General features: G+C 37.0%; 15 protein-coding genes. 6 read left to right on the top strand and 9 right to left on the bottom strand.

Annotation, left to right across the window (positions count from 1 at the left end):
• Window positions 1-296: 296 nt before the first annotated feature.
• The 3 genes from C9J36_RS12700 to C9J36_RS12710 form a co-directional block, all read right to left on the bottom strand.
• Entirely contained in the window at window positions 297-1,130 is an 834-nt protein-coding gene (locus tag C9J36_RS12700) for a GNAT family N-acetyltransferase (RefSeq protein ID WP_066169227.1), read from the bottom strand.
• A gap of 266 nt (window positions 1,131-1,396) precedes the next feature.
• Window positions 1,397-2,884 (bottom strand): peptide MFS transporter, encoded by a 1,488-nt coding sequence (locus C9J36_RS12705; protein ID WP_107943365.1) that lies wholly within the window; start codon window positions 2,882-2,884, stop codon window positions 1,397-1,399.
• Between the two features lie 552 nt (window positions 2,885-3,436).
• A complete protein-coding gene (locus C9J36_RS12710) occupies window positions 3,437-4,267 on the bottom strand; it encodes a MerR family transcriptional regulator (protein WP_066169230.1) in 831 nt (276 codons plus the stop codon).
• Window positions 4,268-4,486: 219 nt separating this feature from the next.
• Here C9J36_RS12710 and C9J36_RS12715 point away from each other — a divergent pair, with 219 nt between their 5' ends.
• Window positions 4,487-5,821, top strand: coding sequence for an MATE family efflux transporter (locus C9J36_RS12715; protein WP_107943366.1), 1,335 nt, complete (start codon window positions 4,487-4,489; stop codon window positions 5,819-5,821).
• A gap of 72 nt (window positions 5,822-5,893) precedes the next feature.
• Here C9J36_RS12715 and hflX read toward each other — a convergent pair whose 3' ends face one another.
• Window positions 5,894-7,177 (bottom strand): GTPase HflX, encoded by a 1,284-nt coding sequence (hflX, locus tag C9J36_RS12720; RefSeq protein WP_430010638.1) that lies wholly within the window; start codon window positions 7,175-7,177, stop codon window positions 5,894-5,896.
• 352 nt (window positions 7,178-7,529) lie between these two features.
• On the opposite strand from hflX, the gene C9J36_RS12725 reads away from it, so the two are divergent.
• A complete protein-coding gene (locus C9J36_RS12725) occupies window positions 7,530-7,991 on the top strand; it encodes a hypothetical protein (protein ID WP_066169234.1) in 462 nt (153 codons plus the stop codon).
• Window positions 7,992-8,262: 271 nt separating this feature from the next.
• Here the strand turns inward: C9J36_RS12725 and putP are convergent, their stop codons facing one another.
• Window positions 8,263-9,756 (bottom strand): sodium/proline symporter PutP, encoded by a 1,494-nt coding sequence (gene putP / locus C9J36_RS12730; protein WP_107943367.1) that lies wholly within the window; start codon window positions 9,754-9,756, stop codon window positions 8,263-8,265.
• A gap of 355 nt (window positions 9,757-10,111) precedes the next feature.
• Between putP and C9J36_RS12735 the strand changes: the two genes are divergently transcribed.
• From C9J36_RS12735 to C9J36_RS12750, 4 genes are all read left to right on the top strand, one after another.
• The gene (locus C9J36_RS12735; RefSeq protein WP_107943368.1) at window positions 10,112-11,272 is read left to right on the top strand and encodes a class I SAM-dependent methyltransferase; all 1,161 of its coding nucleotides are present in this window, start codon (window positions 10,112-10,114) and stop codon (window positions 11,270-11,272) included.
• Between the two features lie 696 nt (window positions 11,273-11,968).
• Window positions 11,969-12,589 (top strand): DUF47 domain-containing protein, encoded by a 621-nt coding sequence (locus C9J36_RS12740; protein WP_066169239.1) that lies wholly within the window; start codon window positions 11,969-11,971, stop codon window positions 12,587-12,589.
• A gap of 18 nt (window positions 12,590-12,607) precedes the next feature.
• A complete protein-coding gene (locus C9J36_RS12745) occupies window positions 12,608-13,624 on the top strand; it encodes an inorganic phosphate transporter (RefSeq protein WP_066169241.1) in 1,017 nt (338 codons plus the stop codon).
• Window positions 13,625-13,868: 244 nt separating this feature from the next.
• Window positions 13,869-15,980 (top strand): MMPL family transporter, encoded by a 2,112-nt coding sequence (locus C9J36_RS12750; protein WP_107943369.1) that lies wholly within the window; start codon window positions 13,869-13,871, stop codon window positions 15,978-15,980.
• Between the two features lie 197 nt (window positions 15,981-16,177).
• Here C9J36_RS12750 and C9J36_RS12755 read toward each other — a convergent pair whose 3' ends face one another.
• Genes C9J36_RS12755 through C9J36_RS12770 form a run of 4 tightly spaced genes read right to left on the bottom strand, consistent with a single transcriptional unit; the run spans window position 16,178 to window position 18,579 of the window.
• Window positions 16,178-16,780, bottom strand: coding sequence for an alpha/beta hydrolase (locus tag C9J36_RS12755; protein WP_107943370.1), 603 nt, complete (start codon window positions 16,778-16,780; stop codon window positions 16,178-16,180).
• Between the two features lie 16 nt (window positions 16,781-16,796).
• The gene (locus C9J36_RS12760) at window positions 16,797-16,991 is read right to left on the bottom strand and encodes a hypothetical protein (RefSeq protein WP_066169249.1); all 195 of its coding nucleotides are present in this window, start codon (window positions 16,989-16,991) and stop codon (window positions 16,797-16,799) included.
• A 13-nt stretch (window positions 16,992-17,004) separates the two neighbouring features.
• Complete coding sequence (locus C9J36_RS12765; RefSeq protein ID WP_066169251.1) at window positions 17,005-17,466, bottom strand: hypothetical protein; 462 nt, start codon at window positions 17,464-17,466, stop codon at window positions 17,005-17,007.
• 33 nt (window positions 17,467-17,499) lie between these two features.
• Window positions 17,500-18,579 carry an AI-2E family transporter gene (locus C9J36_RS12770; RefSeq protein ID WP_066169254.1) on the bottom strand — a complete coding sequence of 360 codons (1,080 nt, stop codon included), beginning with the start codon at window positions 18,577-18,579 and terminating at the stop codon, window positions 17,500-17,502.
• Window positions 18,580-18,638: the final 59 nt, after the last annotated feature.

The following is an 18,638-nucleotide window of genomic DNA, read 5'->3' on the forward strand; positions in this document are numbered from 1 at the left end:
TTTTTAAAAAGCAATAATATGTGATAAAAACCGAGCAAAATTACAGGTATGTATAATATTTATTCTATATAACTAAATAATTTTATCCCTTTCATTTTTCATATCCATATACAAAAGAAATTGGCTATCTACAGCTACTCATAACAAAGAGGGCGTCTCAAAATAGCTTTTCAGACGCCCCCTTTTCCTTTATTGTTTTTTAAAAATTCCCTATCATTTTTAATAAAGGAGTAGGTAAGCCCCTCTGAAAGTATGTAGATTTTTTGAACATATCAAAGTTCTTCAAAATACAATATTCACAGGGCAAATAAAGAACGCTTCACAAGTAAATAATGACTAATCTGCTCGTCTTTCTTCATTAAATGAATTATTTTATAACCTTGCTCGAACATTTCCTGCAAAATGTGACGTGTTTTATAGCGCCAGTCTTCTGCTAAAGCCGGGCTTTCGATTTTTATTTTTTGGAAATTAGTTGGAATCGGCAATAAATAAGCATCTTGAATAAATGTTTCCCCTTTTTGAAATTTACGCTCCGAGTCAAGCGTTGGTAGACCTGCAACATTCAAATTCCAGTCAACAACTGGCTTTGCTTCGTCTAGCAATTCCTCTACTTTCGCATCCCAGCGTAAATAATCATTATCAACAAGCTGCCATTCTACATATAAGCGGTCGGTTGATAGTGCGCGATTGAATACGTCCTCCATTTCACCATAGCAATTTTCAATATACGTATCACTGTGACCACGTAGTTTTGAAAAATTCAAAAATCCACTGCGTGCTTCTAGCGGATCAAATGTCCAACGACAATTGCGGTAACCACGTTCAATCGCCATATCTTTTAAATAGATTTTTAATAACTCGCCTACCCCTTGCTCACGATAATTACGCTTCACACCTAGCATATGGGAGTACAAATAAACCTGTTTGTCCATATAACCCGGACAGCTATAATTAAAACCAACTAGCTCCTCACCTAAATAAGCACCTAACACGATTCCACCGTTGCGAATCGTCGCAATCGTTTGATGAACAGTAATACTACTTACAGCCCAAATTTCATATTCTAGCTTGCGCACTTCCTCAATTTGCTCAATTGTAGTTAATTCCTTTATCGTCAATGATTTCAACATATTTCTTCTTCCCCCTTTGTCATACTTCATTGCTTATCATATGTCGCTCTACAGAATACACCACAATATAGGCCGTTTCGTCCCCCTATCTGCTTCCTTCTACAAATCATACCCCTTTTCTTAATATTTTGTAAATTTAATTATATACTACTGCTATGCATTTCAAATAGCCTAGATTCTATAATTCCTTTTAAACGGTTATTAGTAAAGCAAAAAACGTCTGAAAAGCAGTGCTTTGCACACTTTTCAGACGCCATCTTAGAAAATTATTTCACACCGCGCATCGCTTTAGAAATAAGCGGTGTACATATTAATAAAACTAAGCCTAAAACAATGGATGCCCCACCAATCATACCAAAATAAGTGGCATCGCTCACAACTTCATAAACGCGAACAAGCTGTGCATTAATCGCTTGTGCTGCCGCACTTGCTAAAAACCATAATGACATTGTTTGTGCTGCGAATGCCGCTGGTGCTAGCTTTGTTGTTGCAGATAGACCAACAGGCGATAGTAACATTTCACCAACTACTACTAAGAAGAATGATAATACTAACCACCAAGGGCTAATTAATGTTTCACCACCAGATAAAACAGATGGAATCACCATTACGAAAAACGATAGACCCGCGAAAAATAATGAAAAGACAAATTTCATTGGTGTAGACGGGCCTCTATCTCCCCATTTTACCCACAATAATGCAAACAGAGGTGCTAGCACAATAACGAATAATGGGTTTAAAGATTGGAACCATGCTGCTGGAATTTCGAAATTCCCCACCAATAAGTTTGTGCGTGTATCGGCATATGTAGCTAATATCGTTGCACCTTGCTCCTGAATCGCCCAGAACATTACCGCTGCAACAAATAACGGAATATATGCTAATAAACGTGATTTTTCATCTTCTGTTGTTTTTGGACTGCGGTACATAATAATAAAGAATGCAGTTGGCAACGCAATTCCTAGCGTTGTAATTAATAAACTAAATGCTGCAACCGTTAAATTATCTGTTGCATATGCAACAGCACCAAGTGCAATAATGACTACGATTCCTATTGCAAAATTGCGAATAGCTTTTTTCTTATCTTCTTTATCCATTGGATTTGTTGGTACACTGCCAGCTAGACCTAAATTTTTCTTAGCAGTCATCCAGAACATGATTAAACCAAGTAACATCCCGATAGCTGCAATCGCAAAGCCGTAATGGAAATTCAATTTTTTAGAGACAGCACCAACAATTAATGGCGCAATAAATGCTCCCATGTTAATACCCATAACAAAAATACTGAAACCTGCATCGCGGCGATTATCGTTTGGCGCATACATATCACCAACAACTGCTGATACGTTCGGTTTTAATAACCCTGTCCCCATAACGATAAAGAACATCGAAATAAATAATGAGGTTAAAGCCCCTGGGAATGATAAAATAATATGCCCTAGCATAATTAAAATACCGCCATAAAATACGGCTTTCCTTGTTCCCCAAACACGGTCAGCTAACCAACCGCCAATCACGCCTGACATATAAACTAACGATCCGTAAATCGCCATAATCGAGTTCGCTGTGACACGATCTAAACCAAGCCCGCCTTCATGTAACTCATAGTACATGTAAAAGATTAAAATGGCACGCATTCCATAATAAGAAAAGCGCTCCCAAAACTCTGTAAAGAATAATGTAAACAAACCTTTAGGATGTCCAAAGAAACCTTTTTGCGGAACAGACTTAACTATCTCTTCCTTACTATACATAAAATGCCTTCTTCCGTTTAATGTTTCTAAAGTTTCTGACAATCAATTGCGCCTCGACTAACTCTTGTCCAGATTTTACCGAGCAAATGGATGAAAACCGTCATGTCATGTGACAACGATTAACTAACCTGTGTCATGCAGGCCTCTTTTCAAAATCTGTGACATCCGCCGGAGGCTTAGGCCAACACGATGTTGATTACTCAGTCGCTAAAGCAGAGCATGGCACTCTTAGACTGAGTTCCTCTTTATCAGTGAGTGTCCTGCTACCCGCTGAAAACATGTCTTTAATGATGACATGCAGCTCGCCACCTATGGAGATGGAGACTTCTAACAAAAATATTAATAGCATAATTGCAATCATCAGACAACTTCAATTCACTACATTAAAGCATATGAATTTGTTTTTCAAGTATAATGTTTTTTGTTAGAAATTTGATTATATATCGTATATTATATATATTCTGAAAATAAATTATTATTTAAACTATTTGATAATATAATTAAAATCCCCATATTCCCTATTGCGAAATAACTTTTCCCGCCGATAAGCAATCAATATCTAGCTGTAATTTCCATCATAATTTTTGTCACATAGTCCTCCTCACGCTTTTTGACAACCGCATCATAAATATATTCCTCATAGACGTATTGTCCCAATTCATAGCCTTGCTTATGCATCACTTTAAATAATCTTTCGTATGTTTGATGCAAGGTAGCTGTCGTCCCTTTATGGTACCCTACAAGGAAATCCCCGGCAATTGCCTTAAAGTATGGGTGACCCTCCCTCGGGGAAGGCTGCTCTATATATAAATGACTATAATTTGTATAATTGCCCGCAAGTACCTGCTCCCTCTTTGTCATTCCTCCTATCGGGTAGCCTGTATCTAATTGGGAACGGTCTAACTCATCGATAAAATCCGCAACATCTTTGACAAATTGCTCCTCTGTGGCATTTTCTATATTCCTACTTAAATAAAATATTGCCTCAGGATAATGCTCGACTGTAATATCATCAAAACTAATAGTAGCAGCTTCTTTAAGCGTAGCAATTTTAACTTTAATAATTTCTTCAATTAATTCTAGCTCCCGCCGTTTATGAGCGACAATTTCTTGTTGTTGATGCATTAAAGCTAAAAATGTTTCAGGCGATTGCTCTGCTAAATAATTTTGAATATCTTTTAAAGACATGCCAAGCGTTTTTAAAAGCTCAATTACACTAAAAAAATCATACTGTGCAATGGAATAATAGCGATACCCTTTGTCATCCTTTAACACCGGTGATAACAAACCAATTTGATCATAATAAATAAGCGTTTGCTTATTGACCTTGCATATTTTAGCAAACTCACCTGTTGTAAAGTATTTTACGTTCTTATTAAACATTTCCATCCTCCTTGACTATATAGTTACTATATACATTATATTTGTTTACGAAACAAAATAGAAAGGTTTTGATAGGATGTTTACTATAGGTAATTTTTTATTTTCACCCACCACAAATTGCCATACAACAATTTGTTTGTATGGTCCACTGACAGCTAGCTTTACTAGAGAGCTAAATATTAAAGGAGAAAAAGCGATTGATAAGGGAGGTCATTTCCTATGACTACCATTAATGCAATCGAAACAAGACCCGTAAGACCATTATTTTTCTCTTACTTATACCCAGCATTGATAGGGATGTTACTTATGTCAGTCAATATTTTAGTTGATGGCATTTTTGTTAGCCGAGGTGTTGGTGCAGCAGCTTTAGCAGGAGTAAATATTGCGGTTCCTATTTTTTCTGTTTTACTATCTATTTCTCTTTGGATTGGGATGGGCGGTGCTACGCTCTTTTCAATATCCCTCGGCGAAGGAAATAAACAGCGTGCACATCAAGTATTCACGCTTTCTTTTACGATGATGATTGCGATTGTAACAGCAATCATCGCTTTGCTTTTACTGAATTTAAAGGAAGTTGCTTATATTTTTGGAGCCGACCATACAACTTATCCTTATGTCCAACAATATTTGCATATTATTTTAGTGTTTGGTCTATTTTATACAATTGAAAATTTATTAAGCATTTTCATTCGCAATGATGGTAGTCCGAAACTCGCAATGGTAGGACTTATTACAACATCGGTACTAAATATTATTTTTAACTATATTTTCATTTTTATGCTTGATTATGGCGTCAAAGGCTGTGCTTTAGCAACAGCACTTTCAACAATTGTCGGCATGCTTGTATTGTTTCTGCATTTTTTTAATAAGAAATCTGAACTTAAGTTCGTACGCCGTTTCTTCCATTTTGGCACAATGAAAAAAATTATGACAATTGGCTTTCCAAGCTTTATCGTTGAAGCCTCTATGGCGCTTATCATCATTCTTTTCAATATTACATTTTTACATTATTTAGGCTCAAACGGTGTGACAGCCTATGCGATGGTGAATTATATTCATGCTGTATTATTAACAGTATTTTTCGGTATCGGGATGGCACTACAGCCTTTAGTCAGCTATCATCATGGTGCCAGACTGACGAAACGCTTAGCTGCATTACTGAAAATCGGGGTTAAAACAGCCATTATTTTTGGTTTATTAACAGCAATTATCGCTATGCTATTCCCAGCACAGCTAATGAGTGTATTTGGCAATAATAGCACGGCCCAAATACAATATATGGCAATTCAAGGCTTCGCACAGTTTGCAATTGGCTATGTATTCCTTGGTGTCAATATGGTGTTTGCAGAATTCTTCCAATCCATTGAAAAAATTCGCCTTGCGACAATAATTATGCTACTACGTAGCTTCATATTATTTATTCCAGTGCTCCTGCTTTTACCGCAAATTTTTGGCGCACAGGCCATTTGGTGGACTTTCCCTGTCGCTGAAGGTTTAACAACATTATTAATTATCATTTTTATTGCACTAAGAAGGCAAAAAGTATTCCTTTAAATTTAAAGAGGGTGTCCAATAATAAGTCGTGCATAGCCGGCTTATTGGACACCCTTTTCTTTTGTAATTTCATTATTCTACTACATAGTTGGCATACTTTTGGTAGTCTGCTTCCTTTAACTCAAGGCTAAGTAATGTCCCTTGCTCCTCATATGCGGTGTTAAAAATTGTCGCATGCTCATTTAGATAGGAAACGACTGCCCCTTCATCATAAGGGATGAGCATTTTACATGCGATATAATCCGCAAAAATATGTGCGCGAATCATTGTCAGGAGTTCTTCTAAGCCCGTACCCTCCTTTGCAGCAATCCACAGATTATCTCCACTCATTAATGGATACTCCACACCCGCTAAGTCTGACTTGTTGTAGACATAGATTGTCGGGATTTCTTCTACTCCAACCTCTTTTAAGGTTGTATTTGTCACATCCATCATAAAGCGATATTCCTCATTTGATACATCTACAACATGTAATAGTAAATCTGCCTCTCGTGCCTCCTCAAGCGTGGAACGGAAGGCTTTCACTAAATGATGCGGCAGCTTGCTAACAAAGCCTACTGTATCTGTTAGTAAAAATGATTTATGGTCCTCTAGTTCAATATTGCGTACAGAAGTATCTAACGTAGCAAAGAGCATATCTTTTTCAAATACTTGCTTGTCCTCCTGCTGCCCTACTTTCGCTAATAACTGGTTCATAATTGTAGATTTACCAGCATTCGTATAGCCAACAATTGATACGACAGGTACGGCATTTTTGCGTCGTTGCTTGCGCTGTGTTTCACGCTGTGCCTTGACATGCTCTAAATCACGACGTAATTTAGCAATTTGGTCCTCGATTTTTCGACGGTCAAGCTCTAGTTTTGTCTCCCCCGCACCACGGTTTTTAAAGCCACCTCCTGTACCACCACCTTGACGTGATAAAGAGGCATGTAAGCCTACTAAACGAGGAAGCATATATTGTAATTGCGCAAGTTCTACCTGCATTTGCGCTTCCTTTGTTTTTGCACGACGACTAAAAATATCGAGAATTAGCATTGTACGGTCAATCACTTTACATTCGAGGTCACGCTCTAAGTTGCGAATTTGTGATGGCGATAGCTCATCATTAAAAATAATGATATTGGCATCCGCCTCCTCGTAAAATGCCCGTATTTCCTCAATCTTCCCTGTCCCTACATAGTGAGAAGGCGTAACACGCTCTAAATTTTGCGTGACGCTCCCTACTACTTCGACATCCAACGCCTCCGCTAAATTGGCAAGCTCCTCCATTGAATAAGCAAAATGCTCATCATTTTTTAAATTTACACCAACTAATATTCCACGTTCTTCTATGCTTTCAATTTCTCTCATCGACATAATCTTCCTCCTAGTTGCCCTAATCCTAACATAACAAATATGTGAAAAGCCATTATGTTGTAAAGTTTTAAAAAGAGGCTTTTTCGGAAAAGACAGCTATTAACTAAAGATAAATTAACAGGAAATTTTAGAATATTGCAACCTAAAATTTATGCCGTCTTACGTCAAAAGATTAGTAAAATAAATATTATCTCAATAAAATAAAACTTCAATCAGTAGGGCTTTTACGGGATAAAAAGACAAGTCAATTTTGGTGTACTATAAAAGATAGTACCTAAAATAGCCCTAGGCAATTTATTGCTTAGAGGTCTTTATACATAATAAAATATATTATTAAACGAGGGAGGTTACTATGAAAAAAGCTAATACTATTTTAATAAGTTTAATTTTTGGACTATTGGTTTCCATAACAATATCTATTTTAATCCTTTCTATACTTTCTGTATCCATTGGATCTTCAACAGATAAATGGCTTTATTATGTTTTATTAATACCAACTATGATTGTTTTTGGTTTCTTAGGTTCTTATTTCCACAATAAAGAATTAGATAATTTGAAAAATATAGAAATATGGAAAATTAGTTTGATAAGCGTATTATCTATAGGTTTAACAAGTAGTATTATTGGTGGTATTATTAGTGACGTTATTAAAATTGGAAATTTACAAGCTATTAATTATAAAGGTAGAATCCTTTGGGGTTTCATATATTCTATAACTTCACTACCTATAACAATAATAATTGGTAAACTAATAATTATTATTTTTATTCGATTAATTAAATCAATAAAGAGCCCCACCCCAACAAAGAAATGAAGGTGAAACACTGGATGTAATATAGAGTCATGGGCACACTTACGCTAAGTTAATAAAATAATGTAAACGAGAGTGCAAACAAACTGCGGCGGAGCCCCATCGCTCTAGTGTATTGTAATGATTTTTTAAAATCAACTTAATGATTCTTCGATGATTGAATTGCATTCCTAACACCTCTTTAATATTATTTTGCACAAAGGTTATCCACAAATTTATCTCACAAAAAAACGTTCAACTAGCCGGCAACCACACAGCTAATTGAACGCCTCTACTATTTTTCTTTTTTCAGTAATTCAAGTGTTTGCTCAAACTCAGCTTCAATTTGAGGGTCTTTCTTGTATGTTACAAGAGAAACAACGACTGCTACGATTAAGCAGACGAAGAAGCCTGGTACAATCTCATATAGAGCGCTTGATAATGCAGGAATTTTCCCCCATACGAACGCTGTCACAGCACCCGCTATCATCGCCGCTAATGCACCAATATTCGTTAGCTTGCGCCAGTAAAGAGATAATAAAATTACAGGTCCAAACGCTGCACCGAACCCAGCCCAAGCAAATGAAACTAATTTTAAAATAGAGTTTTCCGGATTCCATGCTAAAATAACAGCAACAACTGATACAGCTAATACGGCTAAACGTCCCATAAATACATAATGCTTATCAGACGCTGATTTATTAAATAATGCTTTGTAAATATCCTCTACAAGGGCAGAAGATGTTACGATTAATTGTGAAGAAATCGTACTCATAACTGCAGCTAAAATAGCAGCAAGCATAATACCTGCAATGAATGGATGGAATAATAATTGACCCATAACGATAAATACTGTTTCTGCGTCCTTTAATTCCCCTAGAGTTGCCGCATTTTGCTGATAATAGGCAACACCAACTAATGCTGTTCCGATAGCACCAGCTAAGCTTAAAATCATCCAGCCAATACCGATACGGCGCGCTTCCTTCGTTTCTTTAACAGATTTAATCGCCATAAAGCGCACAATAATATGTGGCTGACCAAAATAACCAAAGCCCCATGCAAGTGAAGATACGACACCCGCTACCGTAGCAGTTGACGCAAATAAGTTTAAATGCTCTGGGTTAACAGATTTAATTGCTTCCACTGTTTCTCCAATACCACCTGTGTAAAAGATACCGAAAAGCGGTACTGAAATTAGTGCTAAAAACATGATTAATCCTTGTAAAAAGTCCGTGTAACTTACAGCTAAAAATCCACCGAATAATGTGTATCCTACTGTTACAGCTACAACAACAAGCAAGCCTACATGATAATCATAGCCGAAAGAGCTATCAAAGAATTTTCCTCCTGCTACCATACCTGACGATACGTAGAACGTAAAGAATACTAAAATGATAATACCTGATGCAATACGAATTAATTTTGTATTATCACGTAGACGGTTATCTAAATAACTCGGAATCGTAATCGAGTCATTCGAAACTTGCGTATAAACGCGCAAGCGAGGTGCGACAACTAACCAGTTTAAATAAGCACCGATTGTTAAACCAATGGCAATCCATGCCTCTACCATTCCTGATAAATAAATTGCCCCTGGTAACCCCATTAATAACCAGCCTGACATATCAGCCGCTCCTGCACTTAATGCAGTTACAGCAGGGCCAAGTCCGCGCCCGCCAAGCATATAATCGTTTAAGTTAGATGTTCTCTTAAACGCATACCATCCGATCACTACCATTGCGACCATGTAAATAATAATAGCTAATAACTGAAAGCTGTGATCTGACATAATACCCCTCCTTTTGAAAAATGCTTTTTAATAGAAGATTACTATCAAAAAGTCTTATAATAAACATATAATTTATTGCATAGCAAAACAAGTAGTTTTTCGTTTGATTTACTTAACTTCCTTATTCAGAAAATTCCCCCACTCTGCCTTTTTGATGTATTTAAAATATAAATGCTTTTATTCCGTATTAACCCTACTTTAACACTTCAAGGATGGTCAAAGTGCTTTAAGTGAGGGATGAAGAAAATCCTTCTGAGCTGAAAGTTTACTTTATTGTTATACCCACTATCTTTAGCTTTCACACAAATAATTATGATACACTAATGTCAATTTTATAAATAAAGAAGGTTATGTTATGGAATTTCAAGATATGAAGGAAAAATTTTTAACACTTTTAAATAATCAATCATTAATAGCCGCAACTATTAGTCAGCCTCGTTTAAAGTCAAATGATTTAAGGCGAGTGCGGCTAAAGCCTATCGAGCTTAAGGGTATTTATACGATTCAGCTTGAATATCAATATGAACGTATTTTGAAGCATGAAAATATACCTGTAGATTTATTTGCAGCAAAGCTTGAACAGTTGTTGGAGCAATTTCGCCAAATTCATGCACAATTTACTGACCAAACACTGCATATTCAGCTATCAAAGAAAAATAAAGTATTATGGAAATCTGAGCAAACGAAGGAAAATAAGAAGATCAATTTAGCACATAATCGCCAAAAGCAATATTTATTAGAAGAGACAACAATTCATCCATTTCTTGTGCGTCTTGGTGTTCAGGCTGAAAACGGTGCAATTAAAAAACAAAAATACGATAAATTCAAGCAAATCAATCGTTTTGTAGAATTTATTGATGATGCACTTGATTACTTGCCAAAAGACCGCACTATCCGCATATTAGACTTTGGCTCAGGCAAGTCTTATTTAACATTTGCCCTGTATCATTATTTAAAAATAGTAAAAAATTTAGATATTCACGTGACAGGTCTTGATTTAAAGAAGGAAGTAATTGAAGAATGTAATCAAATTGCCCAAGATTTAGGCTACACCGACTTGCAATTTTTAGTTGGAGATATTCAAGATTTTAATGATGAAACAGCTGTCGATATGGTCGTCACATTACATGCCTGCGACATTGCAACAGATATGGCACTTGCCCGAGCGGTAAAGTGGGGAGCAAAAGTTATTTTAAGTGTTCCTTGCTGCCAGCACGAGTTGAATCGCCAATTGCTGTCACCTGCATTAGAAATTATGACACAGCATGGCTTAATTCGTGAACGCTTTGCTGCATTGGCAACTGATTCTATCCGCGCCCAATTGTTGTCACTCGTTGGTTACGAGGCACAATTGCTCGAATTTATTGATATGGAAAACACACCAAAAAATATTTTGATTCGTGCCTACTATACGGGCAAAAAACCAAGTGCTGACGACCGGGCTAAATACGATGACTTCATCCAATTTTTAAGCGCTAAGCCATTTTTACAAAATGAACTACAAGGACTTCTCTGAAAAACCATTTTAAGTAGCACTCTTTGCGATGAGGATGGCGGCAATGTATTTTGACCACCTTAGAAGCAAATTTTTTTGAACCAAGCATAACGTTATATAGAAGTCTCTCACCTTTATAGGCGGTGAGTATTACACTCATTGTCAGCGGGCTCCTAGACGCCCGCCGACAATGAGGAGACTATCGCACACATGCATAACTTCTAACTGAACAACTTTATCTGGGACACTAGACTAGAGTTAGTTAAGACGCCATTGATTATAGGAGCCGGACTATCATCTTCAAATTATTGGTAAAATCCTTGTGTAACGTCAGCTACGGTTTAATATTTTTGAATCTATAACCACAATTAGGGACTTGTTACAGTAATAACCCCCATTGAACATAACAAAATTTGTAAAACAGCAATATAAATCACCATTTTCCGCTTTAATTGCAATTTACATTACCTTTACAATCAAAATTTGTTTATTGTATACACTATGTTGTTGCTGCATACAATATGAACGAAAACCTTATTCTATCAATATTTCCCGCACATATTTTTGCTAATGACTCCGAATATATATTCAAGTATGAACAAAATAAATATTACAGCAGTGTAAAAATTGTAAATAGAAAATAAAAATATATTGATTTCATTAAGATTTTGTTATTATTAGGAGAGAAAATTTTCATATATGCTTAGGAGGCATTCCATGTTTAGTTCAAGAAAATCAGATCCATTTTTCGCAGCACTTCATAAAATTGCTGAAAATATGAGAGAAGCAGTTCATTACGCAAATGACTACCGCATTGAGACAGTGGCAGATTTAAAGGAAATCAGCATTCGTATGAAGCAATACGAAACAGATGGCGATAAATTAATTCATGAATTAATCGTTATGTTAAATAAATCATTTATGACACCCATTGAGCGTGAAGATATTTTAGCATTAGCAATCCGTATGGATGATGTTTTAGATGGGACAGAGGGCTGTATTGCTCACTTCGAAATGTTCTCATTAAATGAAATTGATGATTCAATGCGCAATTTCTTAGGATATATCGTAAAAAGCGCAGATGAAATTGTCAAAGCAATGACGCTTTTAAATAAAAAAGATTTAGTTGGTATGCGTCAACATGCTATTTTAGTAAAGGATTATGAACGCCAATGTGATGAAGTATTACGCTCATCCATTAAAAAGTTATTCCTAAACGAAAAAGATCCAATTCGTCTAATTAAATTTAAAGATATTTATGAGCAATTAGAAGAAATTGCAGACCACTGCCAAAATGTAGCGAATACTATCGAAACAATTATTATGCGCAACGCGTAAAAGCAGGAGAAATAACTAATGGAAACAATATTAATCCTTACAATTTTAGTCGTTATTTTTGCTCTAGCATTTGACTTTATTAACGGCTTCCATGATACAGCAAACGCCATTGCTACTTCAGTATCGACACGTGCATTACCACCTCGTACTGCGGTATTAATGGCTGCCATTATGAACTTTGTTGGAGCGATTACATTCGTTGGTGTTGCAAAAGCAATTGCAAGCGATATCGTCGATCCATTCGCATTATCGACACCTGAAGCACCCTTAATCGGTTCTGTCGTTATTTTAGCAGCATTATGTGCAGCGATTACTTGGAATTTATTAACTTGGTACTACGGTATTCCATCCAGCTCATCACATACGCTAATTGGTTCAATCGCTGGTGCAGCGATTGCTGCTGCTGGCTTTAATATTTTAAACTATCAAGGCTTCATTAAAATTATTCAAGCGCTTATATTCTCACCATTTATTGCGTTAGCAGTTGGTTTTTTAATGATGTCATTGTTTAAAGTAATCTTTAAAAACATGAACCTTTATAAAACGAACAAAGGCTTCCGCACAATGCAAATTGGTACAGCGGCATTACAAGCATTTACCCACGGTACAAACGATGCTCAAAAGGCAATGGGTATTATTACGATGGCTTTAATCGCTGGAGGCATCCAATCACACGATGAGGTACAAGGCTGGGTGCGTTTTGCCTGTGCACTTGCAATGGGTCTAGGTACTTCTGTTGGTGGTTATAAAATCATCAAAACAGTCGGCGGTAAAATTATGAAAATTCGTCCAATTAACGGCGCAGCAGCTGACTTATCATCAGCAACTGTTATTTTTGGTGCAACGCTTCTACATTTACCCGTTTCAACAACGCATGTTATTTCATCTGCGATTATGGGTGTAGGTACTGCGCAACGTGTAAAGGACGTAAAATGGGGAACTGCTCGTAAAATTGTTATTACATGGGTAATTACAATGCCGATTTCAGCAATTATGGCAGCAGGTTTCTACTTCCTACTAAATCTTTTCTTTTAACGAATACTATTGAAACGTCCGAAAGCACTGCTTTTCGGACGTTTTGTTCGTGTTTTATGAAATAATAGCCATATAAAAGTAAGCGACTTGTTTCAAAAGATAATAACACCAAATTCAACAGCTTTTCTTGTGAATTTTCCATTGCCTTAAAACCTCTCAGCCTTTTCACACACCTTTTATTTTATAGAAATTGTACTCAACCTCAAAACCTTGTAAACTCTTAAGTAAGAAAGGGGTTTCTATTATGCAGAAATTTTCTATTTTCGTTACTAGACATGCGAAAGCGATTGTTAGCATTTGGATTGTCTTTTTCCTCATTATGGGCTACTTTGCTCTACAACTACCAGGTAAACTACAGGGCGATGGCTTCTTTGTAAAAGATGACCATAGTAGAACAATGCAGGAATTAAGTGAAACATTCGATTTACCAGCTAAAACGATTTTCGTCCTATTTGAAAATAAAACAAATGATGAAATTACAGTAGCACTCGAGAAGCTAGAACAAGTCGAGACAATTAAAGAAATTGTCTCCCCTATTGGCATTTCGCAATTGCGAAAAGATAATTATGCCTATGCGATGTTGCATTTTGGCAATGATGTTAGCGACTATTTTCCAGTAGTCGATGAAATCCGCGATATTTTAGCATATGACAATCACATATCTATTACAGGTGAGCCAGCTATTTCAAAGGATATTAATGTGGCTAGCCAAAAAGATTTGATGCAGGCGGAGGCAATCGGTTTACCTATCGCCTTAATCATTCTCTTATTGGCATTTGGTACTGTCGTTGCCTCGCTCCTCCCTATTATTATAGGAGCTGCAACAGTTATTGTAGCATTCGGTGTTTTAACCTTATTTAGTGGTACCTTTGATTTGTCCATCTTCATATTAAATATCGTGCCAATGCTTGGGCTCGCTTTAAGCATTGACTTTGCCCTATTATTTATTAATCGTTACCGTGAGGAGCGCCATACGAAAAGCATCCCACAAGCTGTGCAAATTGCGATTCAAACAGCTGGTCGTTCCATCGTTTTCTCAGCATTATGCGTAATGATTGGGCTAGGTGCAATGGTCGTTATCGAGGTAGAAATTTTCCAAAATATCGCATTAGGTGGCTCTGTTGTCGTTTTTTTAGCTATTATTTCAGGCTTAACATTACTGCCAGCAACAATTGTTTTGCTAGGTGACCGCTTAAATAAATGGCGATTAATACGCGTCACACAGGCCACATCAAAGTGGCAAGCATTTGCAGCCTTCGTTATGCGTAAACCAGTGCTTATTATCGTTGTCGCATTTGCATTACTAGGTGCTGCAATGATTCCAGTGAAAGACATGGACTTAACGATTCCATCTAAGGAGTCTTTACCAAGTGCGTATGAATCCCGCGCAACTTTTGACAAAATGGAAGAGGCATTTGATTTCGGTGCAGATGCGGTCGTTTACTTACTGGCAGAACGCGAAGATGGTTGGGATAATGAGGATGGCTTAACGAAAATCCTTGCTATTCAACAGCAGCTAGAGCAGGAAGCGCTTGTCAAACAAGTTGATTCGCTGTTTACAGCAACACAGATAGATTCTGTGGAAATATGGCAAGCAGCTAACGCTGATCCAAATAGTCAAGGTCTACTCCTTGCTGCACAAAGTCATTTTATTCAGGATGATAAAATGTATATGGCTGTTCACTTAGATACAAATGGTGCATCAACTGAAGCACAAGATTTCGTACGTGAATGGAAGAATAAAGATTTAGATATCTCCTTCTCATTGGCTGGTGCACCGAAATTCAATCAAGAAATTTTCGATGAAATAGCTAATAAAATCGGGCTTGCATTAATTATTATTATGATTACTACATTCATTATTTTAATGATTGCATTCCGCTCGATTTTAATTCCGGTCAAGGCGATTATTATGAATGTAATTGGGCTTGCTTCGACATTCGGTCTCATCGTTTATATATTCCAATATGGGCATTTCGGAATAGAGGCAGGCACTGTTGTGCTCATTATGCCTGTAATTGTTTTCTGCCTAGTGTTTGGGCTAAGTATGGACTATGAGGTGTTTTTAATTTCACGTATTCAAGAGGAATATTTAAAAGGTGCGAATAACACGAAAGCAACTGTCGATGGGCTTGTCTCGACAAGCAAAATTATTACGTCCGCAGCATTGATTATGATTGTTATTACAGGTGCTTTTGCTTTTACAGACGTAATGCCTGTTAAACAAATCGGTGTCGGTATAGCGATTGCAATCGCCATTGATGCAACAATTATTCGTTTAATGCTCGTACCAAGCTTAATGAAATTATTCGGGGACTGGAATTGGTGGTTGCCATTCACGAAGCGTGGCAAATAGGGGAAAGTTGTCTGCTTACGAGCGAATTGCTTTCTTTTATGAGCGAATTTGCCTCACTTATGAGCGAATTCACATGCTTTATGAGCGAATCGGGTTTTTAGTCGCTTCTCTTTTCACCGCTATTATCGAAGCAACAATAAAAGCGTCCAAAATGCCGGCTTTGCACGGCTTTTTGGACAGCTTCCTCTAACCTTTTCTTATTCAAAAATATTTGTATACCAAGCTTTCGCTGCTTGTACCTCTGGCATCGTAAGCTGATGACCATGGTTGAACCATGCAGTTTCGACATTTGCACCATGCGCCTGTAACATTTGCTGTAATTGCTCTGATTCCTGTGGCGGACACATGAAATCATTCGTTCCAGCACCAATCCAGACATCTACATTGGACAAGTTTGGAATTTCTGCCTCGCGATTTGGTACCATTGGATGATGTAAAATTGCTGCACGCAACGCATTTTCGTGATGGAACAATAAGCTCCCTGCAATATTTGCTCCGTTTGAATAGCCAATCGCAATGACTTGATTTTGGTCGAATTTATAGTCTACCGATGCCTGCTGTACGAAATCCTTTAATTCCTTTGTACGGAATAATAAATCTTCCATATCAAATACACCTTCCGCAACTCGGCGGAAAAAACGTGGCATGCCGTTTTCTATCACATTGCCTCGAACGCTTAATATATTCGCATTCACATCAATTTCCTTCGCTAAGCCAATTAAATCTTGCTCTGTCCCACCTGTACCATGTAGCAATAATAATGTACGTCCATTTGTGCCATGCTCAAAAATATGCTGCATGTTCTCCACCCTTTCATTATCTCGAATTCAAGACAATTATAGTTGGTGCTTTGTCTGGCGTCAATAAACTTGACTCGTCTGTTGATATTGGTTCACCATCTTGATTCGGCGCCTCATAAAAGTTAAAGAACAATAGCATAACAATAGCCACAAGCAATGAAGCACCAACAATTATGCTGACAAGCATCAGTGCAAATTTCTTTCCATCCATTTATAGCTCCTCCTTACTTTGAAGGTCTAAATCCTTCTTCGCGTAAATACTCCTCTGCCGCCTCGCGTGTACCAAAAGCTTCCTCTAAATTATTTTGATGATACACAGCCCATGAACGATTTTCATAAATTAGCTCTAATTGTGTGCCTTCACGAGAACGCCATAGCTCAACAATCGGCTCTTCCTCTGCATCTTCAGATAAATAGGCGATAGAGGCTGCAATAATAGTACGTAATGCTTGTTCACCGTAGTCACGAATGTTGACAAGCCCTTTATCATTCGCCTCTTTTTCATACTGTAATAAATCGCCAACAAACACAAAGCCATTGCCGTTTGGATGCAATTTTTCAACAACGATTGTCTTTTCATACAGGCTATTTTCAAAGTGATAATTCAATCTTTTTAATGATATTTCTTTTTTCGTTAACTCAGGGAATGTTTCAATAATCGCCTGCTTTTGTTCAAATGTCAGCATAATATGCTCCTTTTAATAAAAGTTTTTGAAAGGTTATAACGTTTTCGTTGCCGCATCCTTAATTTTAGTGCGCTCTTCATAAATATTTTTTACAATTACTTTTATAACCGCATATGTTGGGATAGCAATTAAAATGCCGATAAATCCAGCAATATTTCCTGCCGCCAAGATGATTGTAATTACTGTTAACGGATGGATATCAAGCGATTTCCCCATAATATTAGGTGTAATCAAATTGCTCTCAATTTGCTGCGCTGCGAGGGTAATAACAGCTACCCAAACAACTAAGATTGGCTTTTGAATAAGCGCAATAATAAGTGCTGGTATAAGTGAAATCCATGGGCCAATGAATGGAATCATATTCATAAAGAACGCCAATATTGCTAGTAGTAACGAGTAATCTAAATCAATAATTAAATAACCAATATACATCATTAATGCGAGTAAAAAGCTAATTAATACTTGTCCCTGTACATAGCTGCGCAATACTGAATCGATATCTTCTAACGTCTTCTTAATCCAAGAACGACGCTCTCCAGTAAATAATCCATAAAGACGAGGAGCAAACTTTTCATGGTCCTTCAACATAAAAATAAAGAAGAACGGCACAAGAATAAGCGTAAATGTCGCAGATACCGCGCCACTGACAACAGTTACAATCATTTTGCTGCCCTTTACAGCGATATCTTGCACAGAGTTAGAAATGGAATCAACAAACTGTTCGACTTGTGGTGGCCAATGGTCTTTATTTGCAAGTACATAGTCTGTCGTTTCTTGGATTTTTTCTCCAATATACGGTGCATTATCAACTAAATTATTCACTTGCTTTGAGATTGGTGTACCAATTAACAATAAAAATCCTGAAAGCCCTGCTACTAATAGCACAACAATAATAATTAAGCTCCCCCATCTCGGTACACCCCGCTTCTCAACAAGGCGTTGTAGCGGCTCTGTAACATAATAAAGGACGCCCCCCAACAACAAAGGAATAAAGACTGTTTTTAAAATAATTATAAACGGGCTAAAAATAGCACGAATTTCTATAAAATACTTCACAATAAGCAGTGATAGTAGCAAACCGATTGCTAATTGAAACCATAATTTCTTTGTCATATTTCCACCCCAATCATCATCTATCTATTAGCAATAATCGCATATAGACCAAAAAAATA

Source organism: Metasolibacillus fluoroglycofenilyticus, assembly GCF_003049645.1.
In the GTDB taxonomy this organism is placed as follows: Bacteria; Bacillota; Bacilli; order Bacillales_A; family Planococcaceae; genus Metasolibacillus; species Metasolibacillus fluoroglycofenilyticus.

Coding starts and splice junctions, on each gene's coding strand:
- C9J36_RS12745 (WP_066169241.1), top strand. CDS start 12,608: ATGGAAACAATATTAATCCTTACAATTTTAGTCGTTATTTTTGCTCTA.
- C9J36_RS12735 (WP_107943368.1), top strand. CDS start 10,112: ATGGAATTTCAAGATATGAAGGAAAAATTTTTAACACTTTTAAATAAT.
- C9J36_RS12700 (WP_066169227.1), bottom strand. CDS start 1,130: ATGTTGAAATCATTGACGATAAAGGAATTAACTACAATTGAGCAAATT.
- C9J36_RS12770 (WP_066169254.1), bottom strand. CDS start 18,579: ATGACAAAGAAATTATGGTTTCAATTAGCAATCGGTTTGCTACTATCA.
- C9J36_RS12705 (WP_107943365.1), bottom strand. CDS start 2,884: ATGTATAGTAAGGAAGAGATAGTTAAGTCTGTTCCGCAAAAAGGTTTC.
- C9J36_RS12740 (WP_066169239.1), top strand. CDS start 11,969: ATGTTTAGTTCAAGAAAATCAGATCCATTTTTCGCAGCACTTCATAAA.
- C9J36_RS12710 (WP_066169230.1), bottom strand. CDS start 4,267: ATGTTTAATAAGAACGTAAAATACTTTACAACAGGTGAGTTTGCTAAA.
- C9J36_RS12715 (WP_107943366.1), top strand. CDS start 4,487: ATGACTACCATTAATGCAATCGAAACAAGACCCGTAAGACCATTATTT.
- hflX (WP_430010638.1), bottom strand. CDS start 7,177: ATGTCGATGAGAGAAATTGAAAGCATAGAAGAACGTGGAATATTAGTT.
- C9J36_RS12750 (WP_107943369.1), top strand. CDS start 13,869: ATGCAGAAATTTTCTATTTTCGTTACTAGACATGCGAAAGCGATTGTT.
- C9J36_RS12760 (WP_066169249.1), bottom strand. CDS start 16,991: ATGGATGGAAAGAAATTTGCACTGATGCTTGTCAGCATAATTGTTGGT.
- C9J36_RS12725 (WP_066169234.1), top strand. CDS start 7,530: ATGAAAAAAGCTAATACTATTTTAATAAGTTTAATTTTTGGACTATTG.
- C9J36_RS12765 (WP_066169251.1), bottom strand. CDS start 17,466: ATGCTGACATTTGAACAAAAGCAGGCGATTATTGAAACATTCCCTGAG.
- putP (WP_107943367.1), bottom strand. CDS start 9,756: ATGTCAGATCACAGCTTTCAGTTATTAGCTATTATTATTTACATGGTC.
- C9J36_RS12755 (WP_107943370.1), bottom strand. CDS start 16,780: ATGCAGCATATTTTTGAGCATGGCACAAATGGACGTACATTATTATTG.